The sequence below is a fragment of the Stenotrophomonas sp. 62841_Sma genome (assembly GCF_056482945.1).
Genome location: NZ_CM151224.1, coordinates 3,592,973 through 3,613,707 on the forward strand (window position 1 = coordinate 3,592,973; position 20,735 = coordinate 3,613,707).

The 20,735-nt window shown below is 66.9% G+C and carries 17 protein-coding genes; 8 read left to right on the forward strand and 9 right to left on the reverse strand.

What is annotated here, in order from left to right; translation table 11 throughout:
• Positions 1–55: 55 nt before the first annotated feature.
• Complete coding sequence (gene prpC, locus ACZK5G_RS16940) at positions 56–1,213, reverse strand: bifunctional 2-methylcitrate synthase/citrate synthase (RefSeq protein ID WP_014038133.1); 1,158 nt, start codon at positions 1,211–1,213, stop codon at positions 56–58.
• 36 nt (positions 1,214–1,249) lie between these two features.
• Positions 1,250–2,143 (reverse strand): methylisocitrate lyase, encoded by an 894-nt coding sequence (gene prpB, locus ACZK5G_RS16945; protein WP_010482769.1) that lies wholly within the window; start codon positions 2,141–2,143, stop codon positions 1,250–1,252.
• A gap of 153 nt (positions 2,144–2,296) precedes the next feature.
• On the opposite strand from prpB, the gene prpR reads away from it, so the two are divergent.
• On the forward strand, positions 2,297–3,880 hold the full coding sequence (prpR, locus tag ACZK5G_RS16950; protein ID WP_478464154.1) for a propionate catabolism operon regulatory protein PrpR: 1,584 nt from the start codon (positions 2,297–2,299) through the stop codon (positions 3,878–3,880).
• Positions 3,881–4,016: 136 nt separating this feature from the next.
• Here prpR and ACZK5G_RS16955 read toward each other — a convergent pair whose 3' ends face one another.
• The 4 genes from ACZK5G_RS16955 to pdxH form a co-directional block, all read right to left on the reverse strand.
• Positions 4,017–4,478 carry a DoxX family protein gene (locus ACZK5G_RS16955; RefSeq protein WP_182266532.1) on the reverse strand — a complete coding sequence of 154 codons (462 nt, stop codon included), beginning with the start codon at positions 4,476–4,478 and terminating at the stop codon, positions 4,017–4,019.
• 153 nt (positions 4,479–4,631) lie between these two features.
• Positions 4,632–5,045, reverse strand: coding sequence for a hypothetical protein (locus ACZK5G_RS16960; protein WP_182266533.1), 414 nt, complete (start codon positions 5,043–5,045; stop codon positions 4,632–4,634).
• Positions 5,046–5,403: 358 nt separating this feature from the next.
• On the reverse strand, positions 5,404–5,871 hold the full coding sequence (gene aacA / locus ACZK5G_RS16965) for an aminoglycoside 6'-N-acetyltransferase (RefSeq protein WP_478464156.1): 468 nt from the start codon (positions 5,869–5,871) through the stop codon (positions 5,404–5,406).
• A complete protein-coding gene (gene pdxH, locus ACZK5G_RS16970) occupies positions 5,868–6,467 on the reverse strand; it encodes a pyridoxamine 5'-phosphate oxidase (protein WP_180847988.1) in 600 nt (199 codons plus the stop codon). The genes aacA and pdxH overlap by 4 nt, the downstream gene beginning before the upstream one ends.
• A gap of 40 nt (positions 6,468–6,507) precedes the next feature.
• On the opposite strand from pdxH, the gene ACZK5G_RS16975 reads away from it, so the two are divergent.
• A complete protein-coding gene (locus ACZK5G_RS16975; RefSeq protein ID WP_110713189.1) occupies positions 6,508–7,335 on the forward strand; it encodes a kinase in 828 nt (275 codons plus the stop codon).
• A gap of 6 nt (positions 7,336–7,341) precedes the next feature.
• Here ACZK5G_RS16975 and ACZK5G_RS16980 read toward each other — a convergent pair whose 3' ends face one another.
• Positions 7,342–7,545, reverse strand: a complete 204-nt coding sequence (locus tag ACZK5G_RS16980; RefSeq protein WP_005410663.1) for a dodecin family protein — start codon at positions 7,543–7,545, stop codon at positions 7,342–7,344.
• A gap of 98 nt (positions 7,546–7,643) precedes the next feature.
• Between ACZK5G_RS16980 and ACZK5G_RS16985 the strand changes: the two genes are divergently transcribed.
• From ACZK5G_RS16985 to mdtD, 5 genes are all read left to right on the forward strand, one after another.
• A complete protein-coding gene (locus ACZK5G_RS16985) occupies positions 7,644–8,186 on the forward strand; it encodes a shikimate kinase (protein ID WP_032127802.1) in 543 nt (180 codons plus the stop codon).
• Entirely contained in the window at positions 8,183–9,295 is a 1,113-nt protein-coding gene (gene aroB / locus ACZK5G_RS16990) for a 3-dehydroquinate synthase (RefSeq protein WP_478464158.1), read from the forward strand. Before ACZK5G_RS16985 ends, aroB begins: the two co-directional genes overlap by 4 nt.
• 143 nt (positions 9,296–9,438) lie before the next feature.
• Entirely contained in the window at positions 9,439–9,678 is a 240-nt protein-coding gene (locus ACZK5G_RS16995; RefSeq protein ID WP_329893292.1) for a WGR domain-containing protein, read from the forward strand.
• 26 nt (positions 9,679–9,704) lie between these two features.
• Positions 9,705–10,787 carry a uroporphyrinogen decarboxylase gene (gene hemE, locus ACZK5G_RS17000; RefSeq protein WP_019336385.1) on the forward strand — a complete coding sequence of 361 codons (1,083 nt, stop codon included), beginning with the start codon at positions 9,705–9,707 and terminating at the stop codon, positions 10,785–10,787.
• Positions 10,788–10,879: 92 nt separating this feature from the next.
• A complete protein-coding gene (gene mdtD, locus ACZK5G_RS17005; RefSeq protein ID WP_010482759.1) occupies positions 10,880–12,289 on the forward strand; it encodes a multidrug transporter subunit MdtD in 1,410 nt (469 codons plus the stop codon).
• A gap of 470 nt (positions 12,290–12,759) precedes the next feature.
• On the opposite strand, the gene ACZK5G_RS17010 is transcribed toward mdtD, so the two are convergent.
• Entirely contained in the window at positions 12,760–16,287 is a 3,528-nt protein-coding gene (locus ACZK5G_RS17010) for a hybrid sensor histidine kinase/response regulator (RefSeq protein ID WP_107431908.1), read from the reverse strand.
• A gap of 96 nt (positions 16,288–16,383) precedes the next feature.
• On the reverse strand, positions 16,384–19,929 hold the full coding sequence (locus tag ACZK5G_RS17015; RefSeq protein WP_478464160.1) for a hybrid sensor histidine kinase/response regulator: 3,546 nt from the start codon (positions 19,927–19,929) through the stop codon (positions 16,384–16,386).
• Between the two features lie 165 nt (positions 19,930–20,094).
• Between ACZK5G_RS17015 and ACZK5G_RS17020 the strand changes: the two genes are divergently transcribed.
• Positions 20,095–20,727: a YceI family protein gene (locus ACZK5G_RS17020; protein WP_032127796.1), complete on the forward strand. Its 633-nt coding sequence runs from the start codon at positions 20,095–20,097 to the stop codon at positions 20,725–20,727.
• Positions 20,728–20,735: the final 8 nt, after the last annotated feature.

Genomic DNA, 20,735 nt, shown 5'->3' on the forward strand with positions numbered 1-20,735 from the left:
GGCGGCGAAAGCATCCGGCCGGCACGGGGCCGGCCGGATGGGTACAGCAGGTGGATCAGACGCGCTTGTCGATGGCGACGAAGTCGCGGTCTTCCGGACCGATGTAGTTGGCGCTCGGGCGGATGATCTTGCCGTCGATGCGCTGTTCTACGATGTGCGCGCTCCAGCCGGCGGTGCGGGCGATCACGAACAGCGGGGTGAACATCGCGGTCGGCACGCCCATCATGTGGTAGCTGACGGCGCTGAACCAGTCCAGGTTCGGGAACATCTTCTTGATGTCCCACATCACCGATTCCAGGCGCTCGGCAATGTCGTACATCTTCATGCTGGACTGCTCTTCGGACAGCTCGCGGGCCACGTCCTTGATCACCTTGTTGCGCGGATCGGAGACGGTGTAGACCGGGTGGCCGAAACCGATCACCACTTCCTTGCGCTCAACGCGCGCCTTGATGTCTTCCTCGGCTTCATCCGGGTTGTCGTAGCGCTTCTGCACTTCGAACGCCACTTCGTTGGCGCCGCCATGCTTCGGGCCGCGCAACGCGCCGATGCCACCGCAGATCGCGCTGTACATGTCGCTGCCGGTGCCGGCGATGACGCGGCAGGTGAAGGTCGAGGCGTTGAACTCGTGCTCGGCGTACAGGATCAGCGAGGTATGCATCGCCTTCACCCACGATTCCTGCGGTTTCTCGCCATGTAGCAGGTGCAGGAAGTGGCCACCGATCGAGTCGTCGTCGGTTTCCACGTCGATGGCGCGGCCGTTGTGGCTCCAGTGGTACCAGTACAGCAGCATCGAACCGAGGCAGGCCATCAGCTTGTCGGCGATGTCACGCGCGCCCGGATGGTTGTGATCGTCCTTCTCCGGCGCCACGCAGCCGAGCACGGACACGCCGGTGCGCATCACGTCCATCGGGTGTGCCGACGGCGGCAGTTCTTCCAGCGCCGCCTTCACTGCTGCCGGAATGCCGCGCAGCGACTTCAGCTTGGCCTTGTACGAAACCAGCTCGGCGCGGGTCGGCAGCTTGCCGTGCACCAGCAGGTAGGCGATTTCCTCGAACTCGCTGGTGTTGGCCAGGTCCAGGATGTCGTAGCCACGGTAGTGCAGATCGTTGCCACTACGGCCCACGCTGCACAGCGCGGTGTTGCCGGCGGCGGTGCCGGACAGGGCGACGGACTTCTTCGGCTTGAAGGTCGGGGTTGCGGTCGTATCGTTCATGTTTCCCTCCGAAAACTTGATGGTGCAGGGTACTGCTTATTTCTTGGCGGCGAACAGTGCATCGAGCTGCTGCTCGAAGGCGTGGTAGCCGATGCGGTCGTAGAGTTCTTCGCGGGTCTGCATGGTCTCCACCACATTGCGCTGGTGGCCATCGCGGCGCACCGCCTGGTAGACGTTCTCGGCAGCCTTGTTGGCGGCACGGAACGCCGACAGCGGGAACAGCTGGATCGCGACGCCTGCCGAGGCCAGTTCATCGCGGCTGAACAGCGGGGTGGCGCCGAATTCGGTGATGTTGGCCAGCACCGGCACCTTCACCGCGTCGACGAAGCGGCGGTAGGTGTCCAGGTCGTAGGCAGCCTCGGCGAAGATGCCATCGGCACCGGCCTCGACACAGGCGATGGCGCGCTCGATAGCCTTGTCCACGCCGTCCACCTGGATGGCGTCGGTGCGCGCGATCAGGAAGAAGTCCGGATCGGTCTTGGCATCGGCGGCCGCCTTCACGCGGTCGACCATTTCACCCTGCGAGACGATCTCCTTGCCGGGGCGGTGACCGCAGCGCTTGGCGCCGACCTGGTCTTCGATGTGGCAGGCGGCCGCGCCGGCCTTGATCAGCGATTTCACGGTGCGCGCGATGTTGAACGCGCTCGGGCCGAAGCCGGTGTCGATGTCGACCATCAGCGGCAGGTCGCAGACATCGGTGATGCGGCGCACGTCCACCAGCACGTCTTCCAGGGTATTGATGCCCAGGTCCGGCAGGCCCAGCGAGCCCGCGGCAACGCCGCCACCGGACAGGTAGATCGCGCGGAAGCCGGCGCGCTTGGCCAGCAGGGCATGGTTGGCGTTGATCGCGCCGATCACCTGCAGCGGCGATTCGGCAGCCAGGGCCTCACGGAAGCGGGCACCGGCGGAGAAAGGGGTGGAAGCGGTCATGCGGCAATCCAGGTTGAAGAACGGATGGGTAGGCGCAAGCACCATGCCAAGCTGCAAGCGATTGATTTCACGGGGATGACCGACACGCAACCGCGAAACAAATGAAACATTGAAACAGATGTATCATGAAACACCCCGTCTGAACCCGCCGCCATGTACCTGCCCCGCTCACCCCTGCGCCATGCCGATGCCGACCCCGGCCGCCCGGTGATCTGGACGGTCAGCGTCTCGCGACTGACCGGCCTGCTCGGCGACGTCATTCCCGAGTTCGACCGCCGCGCGCGCATCGAGCAGATCAACCTCGGCTTCGAGGAAGCGGTGGAGGTGATCGGCCAGCGCCTGCGCCGCGAGCATTGCGATGTGGTGATTGCCGGCGGCTCCAACGCCGCCTGGCTGCGCGGCCGGTTGGAGCTGCCACTGGTGCCGATCCAGGCCAACGGCTTCGACCTGATGGAGGCGCTGGCGCGCGCGCGACGCATCGCCAGCCGCATCGGCCTGGTCACCCACGCCAGCGACGTGCCGGTGTTCAGCAACTTCCAGCAGAGTTTCGGCCTGGATATCGAGCATCGGCGCTTCGTCACCCGCGAGGACGCGCGCGACTGCATCGCCGACCTGCGCGCCAACGGCATCGAAGTGATCGTCGGCACCGGCATGGCCATCGACCACGCCGAACAGGCCGGACTGCCCGGCGTGCTGCTGTATTCGGCCGACTCGGTGCGACAGGCGTTCGAACATGCGCTGGAACTGACCCAGACTCTGGCAAGTTCCGGCAGCAACCGCCCTGCCCCACGCCGGCGCCCGGCAGCGCGTTCCGATGCGCATGAACTGCTCGGCGACAGCGACGCGATGGCGCGGGTGCGCGCGCAGATCGCGCTCTACGCCCCACATGACAGCACCGTGCTGGTCAGCGGCGAAACCGGCACCGGCAAGGAACTGGTGGCGCGCCAGCTGCACGCCGCCAGCGGTCGTCGCGGACGCTTCGTGGCGCTGAACTGCGGCGCCATCAGCGAATCACTGCTGGAAGCGGAACTGTTCGGCTATAGCGATGGCGCTTTTACCGGTGCGCGTCGTGGCGGCCGTGTCGGCCTGGTCGAGGCCGCAGACGGCGGTACGCTGTTCCTGGATGAGATCGGCGAACTGCCGCTACCACTGCAGACTCGCCTGCTACGTGTGCTGGAGGAACGTGAAGTGCTGCGCGTGGGTGCCACCGAACCGACACCGGTGGACCTGCGCGTGGTGGCCGCGACCCTGCAGTCGCTGGAACAGCGCGCGGCAGCCGGTAGCTTCCGGCGCGACCTGTACTACCGCCTGGCCGCGTTGCGTATCGCCCTGCCCTCGCTGCGTGCGCGGCGCGCGGATATCCCCTTGCTGGCACAGCACTTCTTCCGCCAGCTGCGCGGCATCGATGCGCCACTGGATGAGCATGCACTGGCGGTACTGACCACCGCCGAGTGGCCCGGCAACGTGCGTGAGCTGCGTAATCTGGTGGATCGCCTGCGCATCCACTGGCAGCCAGGAGAAGGCCTGATTGATGCTGCACGACTGCTGCAGTTGGCCCCCGAACTTATGAATGAAGGTGTCGCGGCATTGCCGGTGGAAAGCAACGGCAAGCGCCCGCCGCGTGCGCAGCTGGAGACGCTGCTGCAGGAACATCGCAATGATCGCGAGGGGATGGCGCAGGCGCTGGGCGTCTCACGCACCACGCTGTGGCGCTGGCTGCGCGCGGAGGGGTTGTAACCACTCGTTGCCTGGTGGGTGCGAACCTTGGTTCGCACCGCTCTTCCGTCAAGCATCTCATCCACGCATGGCGTGGATCTACCGGAACACACCAAATGCTACAGGCGCACTCCGGCTGCGCGCGGACGAGGCGCACTCACCGTACCCAACGCGCCTCGATGGCGAACCGGCCGCTACCCACCGCCGCAATCCAAAGCAGCAGCACTCCAAGCGGCACTTCGCTCAGGTAGAAGAACCAGCTCAACCAATCCGGCACGCTCAATCCTGCGGGAATGCGTGCGATGCCATCCGTCAATGCGGCCACCGCGCAGATGCCCGCCAGCAGCAATGCCGAAGGGCGGCTCAGCAGCCCCAGCACCAGCAGTCCGCCGGCAATCCATTCAATCGCGCCCAGCACCGGCGCACTGAACACCGGGAACGGAATCCCCGCATCGACCAGCGTATGCACCATCCGCTCGCGTCCCGCATCGGTGAACACCTTGTTCCAGCCGGACACACAGAACATCACCCCGGCGACAATGCGGGCGAGCAGCAGCAGGAGTGCTTCCATGCCAACACGCGGGGATGGCACGGCAAACATGCAACGCCAAGAAGGCATGGAAACTCCGGAAGTCGAGGGTATCCCGCTGAGTGTGCCGGTTGCGGGCCTGCTCGCAGATGAAGCGATCCGGTCCGAATGCGACAACCCAGAATGCGCGCGCTCTGCAACAGCCCTTCAGTTCAACAGGAGGCCCGTACCTCACTAATCAGACTACCTATCTTCGCAAGACAGCTGCTCAGCCTCACCACCATCAAACTTTACTTGGCAATAGAGCCTTCTCTCACCCAAAGGTCTGAAGGGAGTCGCGCTAACCTCGAAAAATAGTCCATCGTCGGTGAACACGCCGCGCTTGAATTTAACATCAACAAATTCAGCAGCAATGTCCTTGCCCTCCAGATTGCAGAGCCTTTTCTCGACCTTAACCTTCGCTACATCGCCAGGCACAAGGTTCTGCACGGTAAGACAGGCGTCCTCAAACATTGTCAGATAGCGCACTACCTGCCCATCCACAATCCCGGTATCCGCCGTCAGTACCAACCGATAGTCCAGATCCTTCGATTCCGCTCTTCCCGATTGGAGGACGAGAAAGGCAAACGACACGAAGGCCAAAGCCAACTTCGACACTCCACTTCTCCTCAGCTTTCATCAGTTCGCGACCGCCAAAGGCGCAACTATGCATTCTCTTCACACTACGGTGAATTATCAGCTGCAATCAGACGACCTTACTTCGATCTCTGCGAGAACAAGCGGGAACACTAGCTCTCTCGCCAGCGCAGCAAAAAGCACTGCAGAGAGGCAACTTCAGGTCGAGTGGCGTCCCAACTCGTTGGATGCATCCTTCGAAGGGCCGCGATGACGAAGTGGTCACAGATGAAGCGAGCCGGTCCGAATGCGACAGCCAGCTCCAGTGGAATCGAGCTTGCTCGAGTGCGGTACTGAAGCAACATCAGTCGAGCATGGCTCGACTCTACAAAAGCATGGGCTACCTAGGCGGTTCGGCATCCAGTGCCATGCAAAAATACACCACGCGCTCGGTTTCCTCGAAGCCGCAGGCGCGGTGCGCAGCATGCGCGTGCACATCCTCCACGCGGCTGTCAGACGCAAGCTCACTGCAGCCCGCCGCACGCGTCCAGTCCTGCACTGCCATCAGCAACGCACGGCCCACGGCATGGCCCTGCCAAGAAGGCTGCACGTACCAGCCTTCCAGGAAGCCGACTGGCGAAGACTCGGTGCCATTCACATAGTCATGGCGCAGGCGTACTTCGGCAAAGCCCACCGCTTCGCCACCGGCCAGACAAGCGAGGAATACCGCGCCTTCGGCATCGGCCAGCGACTCCGCCAGTTCCTCCAACGGATCATCGGCATCGGGCCACAGGCCGAGACGCAACTGCGCCCACGCGGCCGCATCGGCCGGCGTGGCCTGGCGGATGGTGGGCGCGCTGTCGATCACGGGTACAGCAGGCGCTTGCTCCAGCGCCCTTCGGCACCGGCTTCATAGCACCAGCGTTCGTGCAGGCGGAACTGCGCGCCGTACCAGAACTCGATGCGGTCAGGCACCACGCGCAGGCCGCTCCAGCCGTCCGGACGCGGCACGTCCTTGCCTTCGAAGCGGGCTTCGATCTCGGCCACGCGCGCGTCGAATTCCTCGCGCGTCGCCAACGTCTTCGACTGCTGCGAGGCCCAGGCACCGATCTGGCTCATGCGCGGGCGGCTGGCGAAATAGGCGTCGGCCTCGGCATCGGCAACCTGCTCGACACGGCCTTCGATGCGCACCTGGATGCCGGCCTCGCGCAGGCTGCGCCACAGGAACAGCAGTGCGGCCTGCGGATTGGCCTGCAGCTCCTGGCCCTTGTGGCTGTCCAGGTGGGTGTAGAAGACGAAGCCACGCTCGTCGAAGGCCTTCAGCAGCACGGTGCGCGCCGAGGGACGGCCCTGCGTATCGGCGGTGGCCACGGTCATCGCGTTCGGCTCGACCTCGCGGCTCTGTTTGGCCTCTTCGAACAGGCCGGCAAACGTGGACAGGGCTTCGGCGTACAGGTCGCTCATGATTGCGTTCTTCTCACACGGATTGGGCTATTGTGGCTGCATGGCCGCTGCTGCGTATATGCCCCAGGTGAAAGGATTCCCCGAAACATTGGCCGAACAGGCGCTGGATGATGCGCTGGGCAGCGGTGCAGCGGTTCCAGTATTGGCGATCAGCGGCCTGCAGGGGAGCGGCAAATCGACGCTGGCCGCGCAGGTGGTGGCGCGTGCCCAGGCACGCGGCCTGAACGCGGCCACGCTGTCGATCGATGATGTCTACCTCACCCGTGCGCAGCGCCAGCGACTGGCCCGCCAGGTGCATCCGCTGCTGATCACCCGCGGCCCGCCCGGCACCCACGACCTGCCGCTGGCCCATGCCGTGCTGGACGCGGTGGCCGCACGCCAGCCCTTCGCCATGCCGCGCTTCGACAAGCTGGCCGACGAACGCCTGCCCGAAGCGCAATGGCCGCAGCTGCAACAAACGCTGGACCTGCTGGTATTCGAAGGCTGGTTCCTGGGCACGCCCGCGCAGGACGACGACGCGCTGGACAGCCCGCTGAACGCGCTGGAACGCGAGGCCGACGCCGATGGCCGATGGCGTCGCTGGTGCAACCAGGCGCTGGCCCGAGACTACCCGGCGCTGTGGCAGCGCTGCGACCGCCTGTGGTTCCTGCAGCCACCGGATTTTTCGGTGGTACCGCGCTGGCGCTGGCAGCAGGAACAGAACCTGCAGGCCGCGCAGCCGGGCCGGCACGGCATGAGCCGGCCACAGCTGGAGCGCTTCGTGCAGTACTACGAGCGGGTCAGCCGGCAGGCACTGCACGCCCTGCCCGCCTTGGCCGACCACGTGGTGGTGCTGGACGGCCAGCGCCAGGTACAGGACGTGCGCTGAGCGCGCCTATTCCACCAGGAACGTCACCCGCAGGTTGACCCGCCATTCGGTGATCTCGCCGCTGCCATTGGTGACCACCTTGGTCTCGTTCACCCAGGCGCCCTGGATGCCCTTGACCGTCTCGGAGACCTTCTTCAGCCCGCTGCGCACGGCGTCCTCCACGCTTTTGGGCGAGGAGGCGGTGATTTCGATGACCTTGGCGACCGTCATGACCTGTACTCCGGCTGGCGCGGGAGACCCCGCAGGAACGCCTACCCTGACGTGAAGAACGTAAAGGCAAGGGCACGGAGGTGTTAGCATCAGAGGGCATGAATCCTGCTCCGAACCTGATCCTGATCGGCCCGATGGGCGCCGGCAAAACCTGCATCGGCCGCCGCCTGGCCGAGCGCTTCACGCTGGACTTCGTCGATGTCGACCAGGCCATCGTCGATGCCGCCGGCGCCAGCATCCCGACCATCTTCGAGCACTCGGGTGAAACCGGCTTCCGCAGCCATGAGCGCGAAGCCTTGGCCCGTGTGCTGGAAGGCCGCGGCCAGCTGGTCTCCACCGGTGGCGGCGCCGTACTGGATCCGGACAACCGTGCGCTGATCGCCCAGCGCGGCTTCGTGGTCTACCTGCGGGTCAGCGTGGCCGCGCAGCTGGAACGCCTGGCCCGCGACAAAGGCAGGCCACTGCTGCAGCGCCCGGACCGCGAGCAGGTGCTGCACGATCTGGCCGCGCACCGCGACCCGCTGTACCGCGAACTGGCCGACCTCACCCTCGATACCGACCCGTATACCGCTGCCGACGCGACCGCCCACCTGGTGGTCAAGCTGGCCACGCAATGGCAGCGCCAGGACCTGACCGCATGACTTCCCCCGCCCTGTTGCAGGTCGCCGTTGGCGGCGACCGCCCCTACTCCATCACCATCGGCGCTGGCGCGCAGGCCGACGGCTCCGCGCTGGCCTCGCATGTGCGCGGCCGCCACGTGCTTTTGCTCAGCGACAGCGAAGTGGCTCCGCGCTACCTGGCCGCCGTGAAGCAGGCGCTGCTAGCCGCACGCCCCGACCTGATCGTCGGCGAGCACGTGCTGGCCGCCGGCGAAGCCTCCAAGACCCTGGCCGAATTCGGCCGCGCGATCGAAGCGCTGGCCGCGATCGGCGCCACCCGCGACGCCTGTGTGTTCGCCCTCGGCGGCGGCGTGGTCGGTGACCTCGCCGGTTTCGCCGCCGCCTGCTGGATGCGCGGCGTGGACTGCGTGCAATTGCCGACCACCCTGCTGGCGATGGTCGATTCGTCGGTGGGCGGCAAGACCGCGGTCGACATTCCAGCCGGCAAGAACCTGGTCGGCGCGTTCCATCCGCCGCGCGCGGTGATCGCTGATACCCGCGTGCTGGCCACCCTGCCGCCGCGCGAGTTGCGCGCCGGCCTGGCCGAAGTGGTGAAGTACGGCGCGCTGGGCGACGCGGTGTTCTTCGAATGGCTGCAGCAGCATGCCGATGCACTGCTCGCCAGCGAGGATGCAGTGCTGGCTGAAGCCATCGCGCGCAGTTGCCGGCACAAGGCCGCCATCGTCGAGCGCGATCCGTTCGAGAAGGGCGAGCGCGCCCTTCTCAACCTGGGCCACACCTTCGGCCACGCCATCGAGACCGAACAGGGCTACTCCGCCCCCGGCCGCGATGCGTTGAACCACGGCGAGGCGGTGGCGGTGGGTATGGTGCTGGCGGCGAAGCTGTCCACCGACCTGGGGCTGGCAGACGACGCCGACCGTGCGCGCCTGCAGGCATTGCTGGAACGCCTCGGCCTGCCGGTGGCGATCCCCGCAGGACTGGACCCGCAGGCCCTGCTCGGCCGCATGCGGCTGGACAAGAAGAACGTGGCCGGCCGCCTACGCCTGGTGCTGTGGCGTGGCATGGGCCGCGCCGAAGTGGTGCCGGACGTGGATGAGGCGGCGGTGCTGAAGGTACTGTCGGCCCGGTAGTGCCGGCCGCTGGCCGGCAATCCTGCCGCGCAGCCTGGTAGTGCCGGCCGCTGGCCGGCTTCCCCGTTGATGACATTGCCGACCAGCGGCCGGCACCACCGCGTTGCGGCCGGGGTCACCCTGGCCCCGCTACAATCGGCGCCATGCACGTCTACCTGCAACATCCCGACGCCGGTGCGCAGGCACCGCGCTTCCTGCGCCTGAGCCTGCAGCCGGATCTGTTCGGCGGCTGGGAACTGCTGCGCGAGAGCGGCCGCGTCGGCAGCCGCTCGCAGCTGCGGCGCGAGCTGTTCCTGCAGGCCGACGAAGCCCGCCATGCCTTCGAGAAGGCCCGCGATGCCGAACTGCATCTCGGTTTCCAGATCCTCTCGCACGGCGACTGACGCCGCTGCCAACTTTCGTCCAAGGAATGCCCATCGTGACCAGCCCTCTCCGCAACGATCGCCTGCTGCGCGCCCTGCGCCGCGAACCGGTGGACTGCACCCCCGTCTGGCTGATGCGCCAGGCCGGCCGCTACCTGCCGGAGTACCGCGCGACCCGGGCCAAGGCCGGCAGCTTCCTGGCCATGGCCAAGAATCCGGAGATTGCCTGCGAGGTTACCCTGCAGCCGCTGCGCCGCTTCCCGCTGGATGCGGCCATCCTGTTCTCGGACATCCTCACCATTCCCGATGCGATGGGCCTGGAGCTGTACTTCGTCGAAGGCGAAGGCCCGAAGTTCCGCCACCCGGTGCGTGATGAAGCGGCCATCGCCAGGCTGGCGGTGCCGGACATGGAACAGGACCTGGGCTACGTGATGGACGCGGTGCGCCTGATCCGCCGTGAGCTGGACGGCCAGGTGCCGCTGATCGGTTTCTCCGGCAGCCCGTGGACGCTGGCCTGCTACATGGTGGAAGGCGGCGGCAGCAAGGACTTCGCGCGGATCAAGGCGATGGCACTGAACCATCCGCAGGCCCTGCACCGCCTGCTGGAGGTCACCACCGAGGCGGTGATCGCCTATCTCGGCGCGCAGCGCGCGGCCGGTGCACAGGCGCTGCAGGTATTCGATACCTGGGGTGGCGTGCTGTCGCCGTCGATGTACCGCGAGTTCTCGCTGCGCTACCTGCAGCGGATTGCCGAGGGCCTGGAGCGCGGCGAAGGCAGCGAGCGCACGCCGCTGATCCTGTTCGGCAAGGGCACCGGCCTGCACCTGGAAGCGCTGTCGCAGACCGGCGCCGATGCGCTGGGCCTGGACTGGACCCTGGACCTGGACGAAGCGATGCGCCGCACCGGTGGCCGCGTCGCCCTGCAGGGCAACCTTGACCCGACCACGCTGTACGCCTCGCCGGATGCGATCGCCGCCGCTGCAGCACGCGTGCTCGACACCTATGCCGCCGGCAACGGTGGTTCGCGCGAGGGCCATGTGTTCAACCTCGGCCACGGCATGTCGCCGGACATGGACCCGGCGCACGTGCAGGTGCTGGTCGACGCGGTGCACGCGCACAGCCAGCGCTGAACAATGCCCATGCGGTTGCGGCGCGATGTTGATCGCGCCGTGACCCGCAGTGCGCGATCATGGCGTCCCCCACGCTGCACCGGCCGCACCCCATGTCCACATCGCCATCGACCTACAACCGCCAGCGCCCCCTGCTGTGGCTGGTTTCGTTGGCGATCTTCATGCAGATGCTGGACTCGACCATCGTCAACACGGCCTTGCCGGCGATGGCGGCCAGCCTGGGCGAGAGCCCGCTGCAGATGCAGTCGGTGGTGTTCAGCTACGCGCTGGCAGTGGCCACTTTCATCCCTGCCTCCGGCTGGATTGCCGACCGCTACGGCACGCGTCGTACCTTCCTGGTAGCGATCATCCTGTTCACCCTCGGCTCGCTGGCCTGCGCGCTGGCCCAGCACCTGCACCAGCTGGTTGGGGCACGTGTGCTGCAGGGTATCGGCGGTGCGATGCTGCTGCCGGTCGGCCGCCTGGCAGTGATGCGTTCGGTGCCACGCGAGGACTTCCTGCGCGCGATGAGCTTCATCGCCATCCCCGCGCTGGTCGGCCCGTTGATCGGCCCGACGTTGGGTGGCTGGCTGGTCGAGATCGCGTCGTGGCACTGGGTGTTCCTGATCAACCTGCCGATCGGCGTGATCGGTTTCATCGCCGCGATGAAGATCATGCCCGACCACTACGCCAGCCATCGCACCCGTTTCGACCTGCGCGGCTACATCATGCTGGCCTTTGCGATGGTGGTGCTGTCGCTGGCGCTGGACGGCATCTCCGGGCTCGGAACGCCACATGCGCTGGTGATGCTGATGACCGTGGCCGGCCTGGCCGCACTGGTCGGTTACTGGCTGCATGCCGCCAACTCCACCGCGCCGTTGTTCTCGCTGGCCCTGTTCCGCGTGCCCAGCTACCGCATCGGCATCCTTGGCAACCTGTTCTCGCGCATCGGCAGCAGCGCCATGCCGATGCTGATCCCGTTGCTGCTGCAGGTCGGCCTGGGCCTTGGCCCGATGAACGCCGGCCTGATGATGGTGCCGGTGGCGGCGGCCGGCATGGTGTCGAAGAAGCTGGCGGTGAAGCTGGTCGAGCGCTACGGCTACCGCCGCGTGCTGATGGTCAACACCGTGCTGGTTGGCCTGGCGATGGCCAGCTTCATCCTGATGACACCCGGCCAGCACCTGGCCTGGCGCCTGCTGCAGCTGGCCTTCTTCGGTGCGGTCAATTCCCTGCAGTTCACCGTGATGAACACCGTGACGCTGCGGGATCTGGACCGCGAGTTCGCCAGTTCCGGCAACAGCCTGCTGTCGATGGTGATGATGCTCGCCGCCGGTTTCGGTGCCGCGGCGGCCGGCAGCCTGCTGGCCGCGTTCGGCAATCACCTGGACAGCAACAGCGCCACCGCGGCACTGCATGCGACGTTCCTGTGCGTGGGCGCGATCACCCTGACCTCGACGATGATCTTCTGGCAGCTGCCGGACACCAAGCCGGAGCCACGGCAGGTCGAGCACGTCGCGGAGTGAGGGGGTTCGGCAGGGTTGCACCCTGCACCCGCCGAATCAACGTCAGCGTCAAAAGCGGGCATTCCGTGGAATGGCGGGGCGGTGTCGGATTGCGGGGACGCCGCAAGTACGTCCCTGTAGGCTTGGCAGCCGCATCCATGCGGCTGACACCCCGCAATCCGACACCGCCCCACCTCTGACAGATGGGCGCTGCTGTTGGTGGGTGTCGACCTTGGTCGACACATCGGTCAGATATCGAAATGTACATGGGGTCAGATCCATTTTGATATCTGACAGAGATTCGTCCACGCATGGCGTGGATCTACTGGAGACCGCGACGGGTCTGGAGGAGAGCCCCCTGAGTCAGGGGGCGGCCGCGAAGCGGCGGGGGTATGGGCGCTGGTAAGAGGGGCCCGCGTTTCGCGCAGCGAAGCGTGGGAGCGACAGCGCGCATGCGATGGCGTGTACCAGGGCCGCAGGCCCTGCCGAACCTACCTTCCCATCACCCGGGCGATCGCTTCCACCAGCAGTTCCCCGGTCACCGGCTTGCGCAGGAAGCCACCGATGCCGGCCGCCTCCACCTGCTGCTGCAGGTCCGGGTCGGTACGCGCGGTCACCGCCAGCAGCGGCAGCATGTAGCCCTGGTTGCGCAGATGCTGGGCCAGCTCGAAGCCGCTCAGGCCCGGCAGGTCGAGATCCAGCAGGCCGACGTCGAAATCACCGGCACTGATCTCACGCAGTGCCGCCAGCGCATGGCCCGCATGTACCACCTCGTGCCCGCGCGCACTCAGCAGCCCGCGCACCACATCGGCCACAGTCGCGTCGTCCTCCACCAGCAGTACCCGCAATGGCGGCATGTTGGCCGCGTCCTCGCGGTGCGTTTCACCATCTGCTTCGGCATCGGCATCGACCACCATCGGCAACGGCAACGTCACGCCGAAGCAGGTGCCGCGACCGAGCTGGCTCTCCACCTGGATCCGCCCCTGCATCGCGTGCGCCAGTTCGCGGCAGATCGCCAGGCCCAGGCCACTGCCGCCGTACTGCGCCGCGGTACGTGCACCATCGGCCTGCTCGAAGCGGCGGAACAGGCGTTGCTGTTGCTCCTGGCTGATGCCGGGGCCGGTGTCGCGCACTTCGAAATGCAGAGATCGCAGCTCGGCGTCGCTGCGCGCGTGCAGGGTGATGGTGCCGCGGCTGGTGAACTTGACCGCATTCGAGAGCAGGTTCAGCAGGATCTGCCGTACCCGCATCGCATCGCCGGTGGCCTGCAGGCCGGGCGGCAACTGGTTGTCGAGGGTGAAGCGCAGGCCCTTCTGTGCAGCCAACGGGCCCATCAGCGCCGCCAGGTCCTGCAGCAGGCAGCTCAGCGCGAACGGCTTGGACTGCAACTCCAGACGGCCCGATTCGATCCGCGCCAGGTCCAGCGCATCATTGACCAGATGCAGCAGGTGCTCGCCGGCGTGGCGGATTGATTGCGTATAGCCGCGCTGCTGCGGATCCAGCGGTGAGGACAGCAGCAGCTCGCTCATGCCGAGCACACCGGTCATCGGCGTGCGGATCTCATGACCAAGGTTGGCCAGGAAGCGGGTCTTGGCCGCCGACGCCTGTTCGGCCAGCTCCTGCTTGTGCAGCGCCAGCTGATAGGCGTGGCGACGCTGCAGGCGGCGACGGTACAGCCAGGCGAACCAGCTGGTCAGCAGCAGCGCGAACGAGGCCAGCACCAGCAGGCCGGACAGGCTGCGCCACCACGGTGGCTGCACGCGGAATTCCAGGCTCTGCACCCGTGACCAGACATGGTCGGCCGACCGCGCCTGCACTTCCAGCCGATAGCTGCCCGGTGCCAGCCGCGAGAACAGGCGCTCACCGGCCGGTCCCACTTCCACCCAGTCCGGGTCATAGCCGGCCAATCGGTAACGATAGGTATTGGACGCAGAATCGGCGAACGACAACAGGCGCGCGACGATGCGCAGATCGCGGTCGCCATCGGCGATCTGCAACGGCGTGTCGTGGGTGAGGTCCAGCACCTGCTCGTTGCGGCGCACCTCCACCCGCTCGATCACCAGCGGCGCACGCCGCATCGAGGGCCGCACCTGCTCCGGGTCGAACACCACCACACCGGCCGGCGTACCCGCCACCAGATGGCCGTCTCCCGACATCACCAGCGTGTGCTCGCGGAATTCCTGGCTCGGCAGGCCGTCATGCACGCCATACAGGCGCACGCTCTGGCCATCGGCGCCGATGCGCACCAGGCCACGCGCGCTGGTTGCCCACGCCACCCCCTGTGCATCGACCACCAGCCCCGAAGCGGAGATCGCCGGGTAGCCCTGCTCGGCACCGATCACGGCCTGCCGCTCCAGCCGGCCCTGGCTCCAGCGGTAGCGCGACAGGCGGCCATCCTCGGACAGCCAGACCTGGCCATCGCTGCCCACGTGCAGTGCATGGATCGCGGTCGCCGGTGCGCCCGGCACCGGCTGGAAGCGCTCGCTTTCCGGCAGCCACTGCAGCAGGCCTCGGCTGCTGGCCAGCCAGATATGGTCCTGCGGCCCGCATTCCACATCGAGATTGAGCTGGCCCTGCTGCAATCCGCGCTGGCCATTGTCCAGCTGGCGCCGCAGGCGCCCATCCAGATCGCGCTGCTGAAGACCCGACGGCAGCATCAGCCAGAGGCTGTCACCATCACAGGTCATCATCGATTCGATGACCCCTTCCATGGTCGCGTCGGCGCCGGCATCCCGGCCCCAGCGGCGCAGATCACGCCGCTTCGGGTCGTAGCGCAGCAGCGCGTCGTTGGAGCCGATCCAGACCTGGCCGCGACGATCCTCGCGCACCGAGGTCAGCCAGTGCATGCCGTTGACCCAGGTGCGGTGCTGTTCGATGCGGCCGGTCTTCGGATCGAAGCGGTCCAGCGCGCCGTGGCTGCCGACCGTCCAGATGCCGCCGTTGCTGGACGGGCTGGTACCCAGCACGAAGGCATTGCGCAGCGAGCGCGGGTCGTCCTCCAGCCGCGACAGCACCGAGAACTGCCACCAGCGCGGCAGCAGGTGCCACAGGCCAGCGTTGGTGCTGGCCAGCCAGATGCCCCCCTCGCGATCCTCGTAGGCGCCGGTCCAGTTCGGGCGTACCGGGCCACGCGCCACCGCGCTGTACAGCGGCACGGCCTGGTACTGGCCATCGACCGCGCGGCCAAGGCCGGTGCGGGTGTCCAGCCAGTGCCCGCCCTGCTCGTCGCGCAGCATCATGCCCAGCACCTGTTCGCCTTCGGGCAGCTTCCAGGACGGTGCCTCGAAACGACCATCGGGACGACGCACGATGGCACCGGCCATCGTGCTGATCCAGAGGCTGCCATCGGGCTCGGCCGTCAGGCCATTGATCAGCAGGCTGGGAACAATGCCGGCACCAACCCGTTCAAAGTCCGTGCCGGTCCAGCGCGCGACGCCATGCTTGGTGCCGATCCACAGGCTGCCATCGGCCAGGGTTGCCAGATAGGGCACCGATGCGGCCGGCAGACTGCGTGGGTTGTTCGCTTCGGGCAGGAAGCGCTGCAGCCGGTCCTGGTTGTCCAGGCGGTACAGACCACCTTCGTGGGTGCCGAACCAGACTGAACCATCCGGCGTGGTGGCCAGGCTCCAGACCGTGTTGGTGCCCATCAACGGCTGGCTGCTGCGGTCGTAGAAATGCAGCTGGCGACGATCGGCCGACATCCGTACCAGACCGGCGTTCTCGGTGCCGATCCAGAGCTGGTTGCGGGCATCGACCAGCACCGTCCAGATGCGGTTGTCGCGCAGGCCGTCTTCCGAACGCCAGATCCGGTAGTTGCGCCCATCGTAGCGGGCCAGACCGTCGTTGGTGGCGATCCAGAGGTAACCGTAACGATCCTCGGCCATGCGGTTCACGGTATTGGACGGCAAGCCGTCGAACACCGTCACCTGACGCGGGCTCGGTGGCACCGGCTGCGCCGCAGCGGGCGACAGGCAGCACAGGAGGACCAGCAGCAGCATCGCCGCCCGCAGATACACCACCGATTGCCTCCTCACGCTGCTTCTGATGATTCCCGCACTACGGGCGTCGGCATGGTAAACCGAAAGTCGCGCCGTTCACGCCCGGCGCTGGCGCATTCAAAGGGCGGTTTGTCGTTTTGCGCGCGCCTGGGCAATGGCAGTCACCAGCATGTCACCGGTCACCGGCTTGCGCAGGAAGCCATCGAACCCAGCCGCCAGGACCTGGGTCTCGGCGTAGGCATCGGAGCGCGCGGTGACCGCCACCAGGGGGAGTTCATAGCCCATGGTGCGCAGCTGGCGAGCGATGGCGGTGCCGTCCAGCGCGGGCAGATCGAGATCGAGCAGGCCCACGTCAAAACCATCGGTGGCAATCTCCGAAAGCGCGCCCAGGCCATGCAGCACGTGCACCACGTCGTGACCACGGCCACGCAGCAGGCCGGCGATGACCTCGGCCACGGTCGCGTCATCTTCCACCAGCAGGATGCGCAGCGGCGGCAGCACCGGCAGCACCGGCGACTCGCCCGGCGCATTGGCGGCCTGCCGGATCCAGGGCAGCGGCAACCACACCCGGAATCGCGCGCCCTTGCCCGGCTGGCTGTCCACTTCGATGCGTCCGTTCATGGCCACGGCCAGCTCCTGGCAGATCGCCAGGCCCAACCCGCTGCCGCCATAGCGCGACGCGGTGCGCGGGCCGTCCGCCTGTTCGAAGCGATGGAACAGGCGGTCCTGCTGTTCGGCGTTGATGCCCGGGCCGGTGTCATGCACTTCGAAGCAGAGTCCGCCACCGTTCTCTTCCAGGCGCACGGCCAGGCCGACGTGCCCGCGCTCGGTGAACTTGATTGCATTGCCCAGCAGGTTGAGCAGGATCTGCCGCACGCGCATCTCGTCGCCGCTGACGCTGATCGGCCCCAGCGGATCGCCCCCACGCTGGAACCCCAGGTTGCGCTGCTTCGCCATCGGCTCCATCAACGCCTGCACCTGGTCGAGCAGGCCAGCCAGATCGAACGGGCGCAGGTCGAGCTCCAGCCGGCCGGCCTCGATGCGGGCCAGATCCAGTGCGTCATTGACCAGCCGCAGCAGGTGGCTGCCAGCCTGCTGGATCGAGCCTGCATAGCTGCGCTGCACCGCATCCAGCGGGGTGGCCAGCAACAACTCGCTCATGCCGAGCACACCGGTCATCGGCGTGCGCACCTCATGGCCCAGCGTGGCCAGGAACCGGCTCTTGGCCTGGGAGGCCTGCTCTGCCAGTTGCTGCTTGTGCACGGTCAACTGCCATTGCTGGCGGCGGCGCAGGCGCGCACGGATCGACCACACCAGGATAAGCAGCAGCAGCGAGCCGATCAGCAGGTAGCCGAAGATCGCCATGCCGCTGCGCCACCAGGGCGGCAGCACCTTCACCTGCAACCGCTGTGAAGGCGTCCACGTGCCACTGGCCGTTGCCGCCTGGACTTCAATGACGTAGCTGCCGGTCGGCAGCCGCGACAGCGTGCGCTGGCCGTCACCGCCCTGCTCCACCCAGTTCTGGTCGTAGCCCTGCACCCGGAAGCGGTAACGGTTGCCCTGCGGATTGGCATAGGAAAGCAGTCGCGCATCGATCTGCAGATCACGATCATCCGGCCCCAGCAACAGCGTGCCGGTGGTCGGCAGCGGTTGCCAGCCGCGGGAATCATCACGCCGCACGCGGACCTCGGCGATCACCAGCGACGACGGCGGCAGCACCGCATCGGCAGCATTCACATCGAACACGACCAGGCCGGTCTGGGCCACCGCGAGCACGCGACCATCGGCATTCACCGCCGGCGGCCTGCTGGTGAACTCGGCGTCGGGCAGGCCATCGCGTTCGTTGAACTGCTGCAGGCGGCGCGTCTTCGGGTCCCACCGCAGCAGGCCACGTGGCGTGGTCGCCCACAGGCGGCCGTCTTCGGCCAGCGCCAGTCCTCCCATGCTGACCGAGGGTACGCCAGCACTGCCATCGATGCGCTGGATCAGGCGCAGGCTCATGCCATCCCATTGGTAGCGTTCCAAAGCCCCCTGCCGGGCCAGCCACAGCTGCTGTGGATCCACCCACACCAGATCGTAGATCAACCCGCGCGAAACGCCCGGCACCGCTTCGAAGCGCCCGGCCTGTTCACGCCAGATCCCCATGTCGCCCATCACCCAGGCCTTGCCCTGGGCATCAAAGCGGATCTGCTCGACCGGTGAATCGGCGGTCTTGCGGAGATCCTCCAGCGGATAACTACGCAGCACGCGGCCATCGGCGCTGCGCTGCTGCAGGCCCAGGTTCATCACCGACAGCCAGACCGTGCCATCGGGGGCCTGCCGCATCAGATCGATGCGCTGGCGCAGATCGGCTCCCCCATCGATATGCCAATCGTGCAGCGCGCGGGTGGCCGGGTCGTACACGCTGATGCGGCCGGCACGCCCCAGCCACAGGCGCCCGTCCGGCCGCGGCAGCACCGACCACACCGCCCCGCTGCCGATCTCGCGATCGCTGGCCAGCAACTTCAGTACTCCCTGCGCGTCCAGCTGGTACACGCCATGCGCTGAGCCGACGTAGTAATTCCGGCCATCACTGGCTGCACTCAGCAGGTACTGGCTGTCCAGCGGCTTGCCGTCAAGCTGGTTCCAGATCGAAAACCGGCGCCAGTCCGGCGGCAGGTAGGCCAGGCCCTGGGTCAGCAGCGCCACCCACAATCCGCCCTCATGGTCCTGCATCAGATCAAGCACACCGCTCTGGGCAGTGAGGAAGCCACTGCCGCGGTCGCCGTCGAGCCGCCGCAGCATGCTGGCATCTCCACGCAACAGGCCATCGGAGGTGCCCGCCCAGTAACCGCCCTGGCGATCGGCCAGCACCAGTGCCGAACGCAGGTGTGCACTGTCGGCCCAGCGCGGACGGCTGACCCGGTCCTGCGCGTCGATACGGTAGAGGCCGTCATTCTGGCTGCCGGCCCAGATCGAGCCATCGGGGTCGCGGCTCAGCCGCAATACACTCAGCGCCCCCAGTTCGCGCGGCGCGACAGCCTCGAATCCAGTCCCGTTCCAGCGCGCAATGCCCGCCTCGGTGCCGATCCACAGTCGCCCCTGCGCGTCGACAAGGCTGCTGTAGATGGTATTGCTGGGCAACCCGCCAGGACGGGCCGGATCATGCTCGAAGAAGCGCAGGCTGCCGTCTTCACCGAAACGGCAGACGCCATGGCCACTGGTGCCGATCCACAGTGCATCCTCGGCGTAGGCCAGCGTCCAGAACTGGCTCATGCAGGGGCCGTTGACCGCATCGAAGGTCTTGAAGCGTTCGCGGTCGGCATCCAGCCGGGCCACGCCCTTGCCATTGATGCCGACCCAGACGCGGTCCAGGGGATCGACCAGCAGGGTCTCGATCTCGTTGCCGGGCAGCGAGCCCGGCTGCTCCGGATCATGTTCCCAGACCCGCAGGTTGCCGCCGTCATAGCGCACCAGGCCACCATCGGTGGCCGCCCAGATATGGCCCTGGCGGTCCTCGGCCAGCGCCAGCACCATGCGCGAGGGCATGCCTTCAGCTGCACCGAAACGGCGCAGGCGCGGTGTTTCCGCCATGTCGAGGGCCGTGGCCGCCGTGGCGAACGCCATCAGCAGCAGCCCCATTCCCGCCATGCCTCGGCACCACAGGCGCCAACCGCTCGTCATCCTGAACCCCCTGTCCTGTCCCGATTGTCACACAGGGCCGGGTTCATGGCTGCAACAGCCTGTTTCCACCGGTGGACCCACCACGAACTGTTGCAGCCATGCACGCAACGTTGGCGGGGGGCTGTGCGTATGATCGCAACGTCCCCCTTCCGGAGCACGCCATCGATGCGTCCCTGCCTGGCCCTGCTGCCGATGCTGCTCGCCACCGCCCCCGCCTGGGCGGATGCAGATACCTATCGCCTCGATCCGGTGCATACGCGTGTGCTGTTCACCATCGACCACGCGGGTTACTCGCAGGCGATGGGTACGGTCTCCGGCAGTGAGGGCCGCCTGCAGTTCGATCCCGACAACTGGCGCGAGGCCACACTGGATGTCGAGGTCCCCGTGTCGCGATTGGACCTTGGTGATGCCAAATGGAACCAGGCCACGCTGGCCCGCAGCCTTCTGGATGGCGAGCGTTTCCCGAAGGCACATTTCGTCTCCAGCCGGGTCGAACCGATCGATGCCAAGCGTGCGCACGTGATCGGTACCCTGACCCTGCGCGGCGTCAGCCAGGAAGTCACCCTGGACGTGACCCTCAACGCCATCAAGCGCTACCCCCTTCCCCCGTTCCGACGCACCGCCGGTTTTTCCGCCAGCACCACGCTGAGCCGGCGCGCGTTCGGCATCACCGCCTGGCCGGGCGTCATCGGTGATGCAGTACAGCTGAGGATCGAGGCTGAAGCCACCCTCGACCGCAGCGACGCCCCGGGAACTCCCGCTCCCGTTCCGCACTCCGACCCCAAGACGGCCCGCTAGAGGACCTT